This is a genomic window from Paracoccus sp. MKU1, from assembly GCF_001447385.1.
Classification (GTDB): domain Bacteria; phylum Pseudomonadota; class Alphaproteobacteria; order Rhodobacterales; family Rhodobacteraceae; genus Paracoccus.
Map to the genome: position 1 here is coordinate 46,284 of NZ_LLWQ01000192.1, position 8,840 is coordinate 55,123.

Here is an 8,840-nt window from a genome sequence, read left to right on the forward strand (position 1 = left end):
CCGGCAAAAGAACCGGAAGACGCAGAACTAAACTCACCCCATCAGGAGGTCAAAGATGAAACACGGATTGAGAAAGGCGCTGGCCGTCGCCGCCATGACATGGCTGTCCGGTGGTCTTGCCGCCGCCGACAGCATCAAGATCGGCGAGATGTCTTCCTATTCCACCAACCCGCAATCGACCGATGCCTACCGGAATGGTTGGCAACTGGCGGTGAAGGAGATCAACGATGAGGGCGGGGTGTTGGGAAAACCGCTGGAAGTGATTTCGCGCGATGATACCGGCAAGCCAGACGCGGCGCTGCGCGCCGCGCAGGAGCTGGTCACAAACGAAGGCGTCGTGTTGCTGACCGGAACCTATTTGTCGCATGTCGCGGTAGCTGTCGCCGATTTTGCCAAGGCCAACAAGGTATTCTTCCTTGTTGGTCAACCGCAAAGCGACACGCTGGTCTGGGAAAAGGGCAATCGCTATACCTTTCGCCTGTTCAACAGCAATCGCTCTCAGGTGATTGCCTTGGCGCAACTGGCGTCCGAGCTTCCGGCGAAGCGTTGGGCAACTATTGCTCCCAACTATGAATTCGGGCAGTCCGCCGTAGCGGGTTTTCGCGAAGAATTGCAGCGCCTGCGCCCTGATGTCGAGTTCGTGAACGAGCAATGGCCAACGCTCGGCAAGCTCGAAGGCGGGGCGACCGTTCAAGCCATGATTGCCGCCCGTCCGGACGCCATCTTCAACGCGACCTTTGGCCCCGATCTGGCAAAATTCGCTCGAGAAGGAAACATGCGCGGGCTGTTCGAAGACCGCGAGGTGTATTCGGTCCTAACCGGTCTGCCCGAATACCTCGAGCCGCTGGCCGATGAAGCGCCAGAGGGCTGGACGGTTACCGGCTATCCCGTTGAGCAGATCGAAACGCCGGAACATGTCGCTTTTCGCGAGGCATATATGGATGCTTATGGCGAATTGCCGAAGGTTGGATCTCTGATTGGCTATACCGAAATGCTTGCGATCAAGGCCATCATCGAAAAGGCGGGCAGTACCGATACCGAGGCGTTGATTGCGGCCGCGCGTAACGTCCAGTTTGGCTCTCCCGTGGGGACGCTGACCTTTCGCCGGCAGGATCACCAGTCAACCTTTGCATTCTTCATCGGCAAGCTGAAGGTGGAGGACGGTGTGGGCAAGATGGTCGACTGGAAAGCCTACAATGGAGCCGATTACCAGCTGCCAGACGACGTGGTGAAGACCCTTCGCAGCGAAGAAGCTACGAAGTGAATGTGTGTCTCCCCACTCCCGACGGGGTGGGAAGCCTAATTCGCCAAACATGTAGGACAATGACGGGAATTGCGATCATTGCGGCCAGTGTGGCCCGATACGCATGGCGCCCATAACAGCCCAGGGAATTCAAGGTCATGTATGACATATCCACGCTGTTTGCACAGCTTCTGAATGGTTTATCCTATGCGTCTACTCTTTTTCTGGTTGCATCCGGCCTTGCCCTGATCTTTGGCGTTTCAAAGATCGTTAACTTTGCGCACGGTTCATTCTATATGCTGGGTGCCTATGTCGCGTTGACAATCACCAGCGCAATGCCGTCAACCTCCTGGGGATTTTGGGGTGGGGTATTGCTGTCTGCGCTGATCGTCGGCCTGATCGGCTGTCTGATCGAAATGACAGTCCTGCGCCGTATCTATAGCGCGCCTGAGGTCTTTCAGATCCTCGTCACCTTTGGGCTGGTGCTGGTTTTTCAGAACCTCATTTATGAATTCTGGGGGCCAGACGAGGTTCTGGCGCCGAGGGTGCCGGGTTTGAAGGGCGCGGCGTCGATATTTGGTGAGCGCATCCCGCAATACAGCCTGGCGCTGATCTTTGTCGGACCGATCTTCTTGGGCCTGCTGTGGTGGCTGACGCATCGGACACGCTGGGGACGGCTGATCCGAGCCGCGACGCAGGATCGCGAGATGGTTGCGTCGCTGGGGGTGAACCAGAAGACCTTGTTCACCGTCGTGTTCTTTCTGGGAACATTCCTTGCAGGGCTGGCGGGCGCACTGCAAATCCCCAAGGAATCCGCTAATCTCCAGATGGATATCAATATCGTTGTCGAAGCCTTCGTAATCGTCGTGATCGGCGGGATGGGCTCGATTCTGGGCGCGTTCCTCGCCGCGGTTCTGGTTGGCGTCATCAATGCCTTTGGCGTGCTGTTCTTTCCGCAGGCTGTTTCGGTCCTGATCTTTATCGTTATGGTTCTGGTTCTGATCTTTCGTCCCAACGGCCTTATGGGCGGGCGGATCATCCCACAACGCCCGGGCGATCTGTCGATCGACCAGCCATTCCGCCTGCCCAGCAAGAGAATGAAACTTGCCACGCTGATTGTGATCGCAGTCCTTATGCTGCTGCCGATGGTTGCCTCGTCCTATCTCGAGGTCGTGATGAGCGAGGTATTCATCCTCGCCATCTTTGCGGGCAGCCTGCACTTCCTTCTGTCTGTGGGCGGCATCGTCTCATTCGGGCATGCCGCCTATTTCGGCCTGGGTTCCTATGCCGCCGCGCTGGTGGCCACCCGCCTGGGATTGCCGATGGGTGTAGGCATTCTGGCCGCAATTCTTAGCGGAGCGGCAGGCGGGCTGCTTTTCGGTTGGTTCTGTACACGGCTGAAGGGGGTATATCTTGCGATGCTGACACTGGCCTTTGCACAGATCCTGTTCACGCTCTCGATCCAGATGGTGTCCTTTACCGGTGGCGATAACGGCATCGTCGGGCTCAGCCGGCCTGCCTGGCTGAATTCTCACACGGGGTATTATTATCTTTCGCTTCTTGCGGTGACGGTTTCCACATGGCTCATGCGGCGTGCACTGTATTCGCCTTTCGGATTTGCTTTTCGCGCAGGTCGCGATTCTGCACCGCGTTCGGCCGCCATCGGTATGAATGTGGCGCGAATTCAATGGGCTGCTTTCATTGTCTCGGGCGCGTTTGCGGGACTTGCTGGTGCACTGATGGCATATCACCGTGGGTCGGTTTTTCCGAATGATTTCGGTGTTTCAACCACAGTTGATGCCTTGGTGATGGTGTTGGTGGGAGGCGTTCAGTCGATCAGCGGTCCGTTGATCGGGGCATTCGCCTATCACATCGTCGCGGTCGAGTTGATCCGAAACCTTGCAGATTACTGGCGCCTGATCCTGGGCCTTTTCATCATCGCTTTCGTGCTGGGGATGCCGCAGGGGATCGTGGGCGCGTTCATGCACCGCTTTGGAAAGGGTGAGAAATGAGCACACTGGCAGTCAATTCTATCAGCAAGTCATTCTTTGCCGTCAAGGCAGTGCAGGATGTTTCCTTCACGGTCGGACCCGGAGAGATCGTTGCGCTGATCGGCCCGAACGGGGCGGGCAAGTCCACCTGCTTCAATATGCTGAACGGCCAGCTTCGTGCCGATAGCGGGTCAGTGGTGTTCGATGGCTACGACATCACGCGCGAAAAGCCGAACCAGATCTGGCGGCGGGGCGTCGGGCGGACCTTCCAGATCGCCCAGACGTTCGGTTCGATGACCGTACGTGAGAATGTGCAGATGGTGCTCCATTCCGTGCATGACCGTCTGTCCGGGCTGTGGACTCCTCTGGTGCGCAGCTACAGAGCGGAGGCGGACGCGCTGCTTGGGGCCGTGGGAATGCAGGATCAGGCGGAACGGGCCTGCTGCTTTCTGGCTTATGGCGACGTGAAGCGCCTGGAATTGGCCATGGCGCTGGCCAATCGCCCGAAACTGTTGCTGATGGACGAACCGACGGCCGGCATGGCACCCAAGGAGCGCAATTCCTTGATGCGCCTGACCGCAAGCCTGGTCCGGGAACGCGGGCTTTCTGTGCTGTTTACCGAACATAGCGTGGATGTCGTGTTCGAACATGCCGATGTCGTGGTCGTCATGTCGCGCGGCAAGCTGATCGCCAAAGGTAAGCCTTTGGAAATTCGTGATAATCCGTTGGTGCAAGAGGTTTATCTGGGCACTGGCGCATTCCTGGAAAGCTCGGAGATCGCACAATGACCATCCCGCTTTTGGAAGTGACCGGGCTGAATGCAGCCTATGGTCAGGCGCAAATCCTGTTCGATATGAACCTGCAGGTCCGCCCGAACGAGGTGGTGGCGATCATGGGCCGCAACGGCGCCGGAAAATCTACCACTTTCAAGGCACTGATGGGGCATCTGAAAAACCGTTCCGGCTCCGTCAAGCTCCGTGGCGAATCGATCGAAAAGTTGCCGGTCTATCAGATTGCGCGTCGGGGTCTGGGTTTCGTTCCCGAGGACCGGCGCATCTTTTCCGACCTGACCGTGTTGGAGAACCTGGATCTGGGTCGGCAACCGCCGCGCGAAGGCGCCGCCGAATGGACGGTGGAGACGCTGCTTGATGTCTTTCCCAATCTGGCGGCCATGCCGAACCGGCCCGGTTCGGACATGAGCGGGGGCGAACAACAGATGCTGACCATCGCCCGTACGCTGATGGGAAATCCCTATCTCGTGCTTCTGGACGAGCCTTCCGAAGGGGTCGCGCCGGTCATCGTCGAGCGGTTGGCAAAGCTGATCCTCGAACTTAAGGCAAAGGGTCTTACGATTCTGTTGTCCGAGCAGAACCTGTCCTTTGCCGCTGCCTTGGCCGACCGTGCCTATGTGCTTGATCGCGGCCATATCGTCTTCGAAGGCACCATGGCCGAACTGTCCGCCAATGAGGCGGTGTGCCGCGCTTACCTGACAATGTAGGAAGATCAGTCATGTCCGAATCCGAAGTTTCCGCAATCGTCGAAGGTGTCCGCCATTTCGTTCGGCGGGAGATCGTGCCCAATGTCCAGCGCCTGGAGGAACAGGACGACTTCCCGCAACATGTTGTCGATGCCATGGCTGAGCTTGGCCTGTTCGGAATGGTCGTTCCCCAAGCCTATGGCGGTCTTGACCTGCCGTTGGAGGATTATGTCGCGATCATGGAAGAACTGGGGGCGGGTTGGTCGGCCATGCCGAGTTTTCTCAACAGCCATTGCACCGTGGCGCGGCTGATCTCGCTTTATGGCACCGACGAACAAAAACAGCGTTATCTGCCCGAACTTGCCGACGGATCGCGCCGGGGTGCGATCGTGCTGACCGAACCCTCGACGGGATCGGACCTGAAACAGATACGCACACAAGCCGTGCCGCAGGAGGATGGCGGCTTCGTGCTGAATGGGCAAAAGATATTTATTACCAACGGGCAGCGTGCGAGGCTGCACATGGTTCTGGCTCGGCAGCCTGCACCCGACGGTAAGGGTCCGATCAGCCTGTTTATCGTGGAATCCGAAACGCCGGGCTTCGAGGTGTCGCGTCTGATCCACAAGATGGGTTTCAAGCATGTCGATACCGCCGAATTGCGTTTTGACGGGGTGAAACTGGACCGGTTGGCGCTTTTGGGTGGCTTAGCGGGGCAGGGGCTGCCACAGGTTCTGTCCATCTTGGAAACAGGTCGGCTGGCGATGGCGGGGACCGCAGTAGGAATGGCGCGCAACGCGCTGGCGGTCGCCCTGCAATACTCCAAGGACCGGGAAACCTTTGGCCAGCCGATCTGCAATCACCAGGCAGTCCAGATCCATTTGGCGAATATGGCGACGCAGCTTGTCGCTGCCCGCGCGATGATCCGCGAAGCCCTGCGGCACAAGGCGCAGTATGGCCGCGCCGACATGCTGTCCTCGATGGCCAAGCTGTTCGCGACCGAGGCAACGATGACCATCACGCAAGAGGCGATGCGGGTCTTGGGCGGATATGGTTATGTCGCCGAATTTCCAATCGAAAGGCTTTACCGCGAGGCGCCCATATATGTCCTGACCGAAGGCACGAATGAGATACAGCGCATCATCATCGCGCGAGAGATGATCAAAGCGGATGGGCCGGATCGGCTCGGGCTTATGTAGTCGGAGGAGATTGAAATGAGTTTTACCGATGTTGTTACTCCGGTTCTCCAGCACGCCGCCCGAGACCCCGACCATCCTGCTTTCATTTTCGGGGATCGGATCGTTACCTATGGCGAACTCGTCGATCAGGGGTGTAGGCTTGCCTCGGTTCTGAGCGATGCCGGGATCGCCAAAGGCGACTGTGTAGCCCTTCTGTCGCCGAACCGGCCTGAGTTCTTTTCGATCTATCTCGGGCTTGCAATGATCGGAGCGGCCATCGTACCGGTAAACGCGGAGTTCGCGCCGCATGAGATCCGCTATATCTTGGAGCACAGCGAAGCGCGCGCCATTATTCGGGCGGGCGAGCTTGCCGAGACCGTCACCGAAGCGCATAAGGGGCTTCGAACGCCGCTGCCGGTAGAGGATCTCGAAGCCCTGCTCGCAAGGGCGGCAGGCGCTCCTGTTCATACGGCGCCGTTAGCCGCCTCGGGCAATGATTTGGCGCTGCTGTGCTATACTTCCGGCACGACCTCGACGCCCAAGGGGGTCGCCGCAAGCCATGCAAACGAACTGGCCTCGGCCTTGGCCTATGGCGGCATGATGGGCATCAATCCACAGGATAGAGTGCTTGTGACATTGCCGCTGTCGTTCAGCTACGGGTTCCATGCTGCGACCTATGTGGCGCTGCTCAGCGGTGCGACGGTTCTCCTGGCCGCCAAGTTCCATCCACGCCTCGCGCTTGAAGCTATTGAGACGATGCGCCCGACCGTCTTTCTCGGCGTGCCTACCATGTATGCCATGATGGCCGATGTCGCACTCAAGGACGCGCGTAGATACGATATGTCCTCTCTTCGGCTCGCCGCGTCCTCGGGCGCCGCGCTGAACGAACAGGTGATTGCCGATTGCCGCGACCGGCTGGGCCTCGTCGTTCGGCCCTACTATGCCATGACTGAAGTGCGTCCGATCTTTTCCTTCGATTTGCGTGTGGAGGGCGAGCCGCCGGCAGGCTCAGTCGGTCGGCTGATTGCACCGACCCAAGTCCGAGTGGTCACCGAGACGGGCCAGGATGCCGGCGTCGACGAAGTGGGCGAACTCTGGGTTCGCGGCCCGAGCTTCTCCGGCGCATATTACCGGGATCCTCAACGCACCTCCGACTCGGTCGTCGACGGGTGGTTCCGTACCGGCGACCTGGTATCGCGCGATGCTGAGGGTTATTATTTCATTGTTGGCCGGACCCGGGACCAGATCATTTGTGGTGGTGCCAAGATCGCACCCATCGAGGTCGAGGACGCTTTGCTGACTCATCCCGGCATTGCTGCTGCGGCCGTTGTAGGTAGCCCTGATCCAGTTTATGGACAGGTAGTGAAGGCGGTGATCGTGAAGGAGGATCCCTCGCTTTCGGTAGAAGATGTTCTCTCGTACTGCTCAGGGCGGATCGCCGAATACAAGGTACCGCGCATCGTGACCTTCATGGATGCGCTGCCCATTGCCCCGTCGGGAAAGATTCTCAAAACCGCACTGCTATAGGAATGTCGGCCTTTGCCCTTTCCGACAGGGGAGCAAAGATCGTTTGCATGCTGGCCGAGGTGGATGCCGCGACGATCTGGAGCGCGTGGTGTGACCTCCTGAGGCCTGAACTCTATGAACTGCCAGGAAGCGCCGAGATGATTGCCATCGGGTCATCCTAGTAGACGCGTATGCTGGCCTGCGGTTCCACGGATGAAGCCGCCGACCACAGGGAGCAGCAGCCCATGAAACAACAGGAGCAACCATGAAAGTCCTCGTGCCAGTGAAGCGCGTGATCGACTACAACGTGAAGGCCCGTGTGAAGGGTGACGGGTCCGGCGTCGATCTTGCGAATGTGAAGATGTCGATGAACCCGTTCGACGAGATCGCGGTCGAGGAGGCGATCCGGCTGAAGGAGAAGGGCGTGGCCTCCGAGGTCATCGCCGTTTCCATCGGCGTCAGGCAGGCCCAGGAGACGCTGCGCACCGCGCTCGCCATGGGCGCCGACCGGGCGATCCTGGTGGTCGCCGCCGATGACGTGCAGACCGACATCGAGCCGCTGGCGGTGGTGAAGATCCTCGCCGCCGTGGCCAAGGCGGAAGGCACCGAGCTCATCATCGCCGGCAAGCAGGCCATCGACAACGACATGAACGCCACCGGCCAGATGCTGGCGGCGCTGCTCGGCTGGGCGCAGGCCACCTTCGCCAGCAAGGTCGAGATCGAGGGCGGCAAAGCGAAAGTCACCCGCGAGGTCGACGGCGGCCTCCAGACCATCGCGGTCGCGCTGCCGGCGGTGGTCACCGCCGACCTGCGGCTCAACGAGCCGCGCTACGCCTCGCTGCCGAACATCATGAAGGCCAAGAAGAAGCCGCTCGATGAAAAGACCGCCGCCGATTACGGCGTCGACGTCGCGCCGCGGCTCGAGGTGGTCTCGGTGCGCGAGCCCGAGGGCCGCAAGGCCGGCATCAAGGTSGGCTCGGTGGACGAGCTGGTGGGCAAGCTGAAAGAAGCGGGGGTGATCTGATGGCTGTTCTGCTGCTTGGGGAAGTCACGAACGGGGCGCTGAACCGCGACGCGACGGCGAAGGCGGTGCAGGCGGTCAAGGCCTTGGGCGATGTCACGGTGCTCTGCGCCGGCGCGCAGGCCAAGGCCGCCGCCGAGGAGGCCGCGAAGATCGCCGGCGTCGCGAAGGTGCTGGTGGCCGAGGCCCCGCTCTACGGCCACCGCCTGGCCGAGCCGACCGCGGCGCTGATCGTGGGCCTGGCCGGCGATTACGACCACATCGCCGCGCCTGCGACCACCGATGCCAAGAACGTCATGCCCCGCGTCGCGGCGCTGCTCGACGTGATGGTGCTGTCGGATGTCTCGGCCATCCTCGACGCCGAGACCTTCGAGCGGCCGATCTATGCCGGCAACGCCATCCAGGTGGTGAAGTCGCGGGACGCGAA

At 59.9% G+C, this 8,840-nt stretch carries 7 protein-coding genes and 1 pseudogene; all 8 read left to right on the forward strand.

Going from position 1 to position 8,840, the window contains the following annotated elements:
* Positions 1 to 55 precede the first annotated feature (55 nt).
* Positions 56 to 1,264, forward strand: coding sequence for an ABC transporter substrate-binding protein (locus tag AQY21_RS16155; RefSeq protein ID WP_058098640.1), 1,209 nt, complete (start codon positions 56 to 58; stop codon positions 1,262 to 1,264).
* Between the two features lie 137 nt (positions 1,265 to 1,401).
* A complete protein-coding gene (locus AQY21_RS16160; RefSeq protein WP_058098641.1) occupies positions 1,402 to 3,255 on the forward strand; it encodes an ABC transporter permease in 1,854 nt (617 codons plus the stop codon).
* A complete protein-coding gene (locus AQY21_RS16165) occupies positions 3,252 to 4,022 on the forward strand; it encodes an ABC transporter ATP-binding protein (protein ID WP_058098642.1) in 771 nt (256 codons plus the stop codon). Before AQY21_RS16160 ends, AQY21_RS16165 begins: the two co-directional genes overlap by 4 nt.
* Positions 4,019 to 4,732 carry an ABC transporter ATP-binding protein gene (locus AQY21_RS16170; RefSeq protein WP_058098643.1) on the forward strand — a complete coding sequence of 238 codons (714 nt, stop codon included), beginning with the start codon at positions 4,019 to 4,021 and terminating at the stop codon, positions 4,730 to 4,732. The genes AQY21_RS16165 and AQY21_RS16170 overlap by 4 nt, the downstream gene beginning before the upstream one ends.
* Positions 4,733 to 4,743: 11 nt before the next feature.
* On the forward strand, positions 4,744 to 5,907 hold the full coding sequence (locus AQY21_RS16175) for an acyl-CoA dehydrogenase family protein (protein WP_058098644.1): 1,164 nt from the start codon (positions 4,744 to 4,746) through the stop codon (positions 5,905 to 5,907).
* A gap of 15 nt (positions 5,908 to 5,922) precedes the next feature.
* Complete coding sequence (locus tag AQY21_RS16180; protein ID WP_058098645.1) at positions 5,923 to 7,413, forward strand: class I adenylate-forming enzyme family protein; 1,491 nt, start codon at positions 5,923 to 5,925, stop codon at positions 7,411 to 7,413.
* 244 nt (positions 7,414 to 7,657) lie between these two features.
* Positions 7,658 to 8,416: an electron transfer flavoprotein subunit beta/FixA family protein gene (locus AQY21_RS16185; RefSeq protein ID WP_058098646.1), complete on the forward strand. Its 759-nt coding sequence runs from the start codon at positions 7,658 to 7,660 to the stop codon at positions 8,414 to 8,416.
* Positions 8,416 to 8,840 (forward strand): annotated as a pseudogene (locus AQY21_RS16190) (electron transfer flavoprotein subunit alpha/FixB family protein); the annotation flags it as partial. The gene AQY21_RS16185 and the pseudogene AQY21_RS16190, both read left to right, overlap by 1 nt.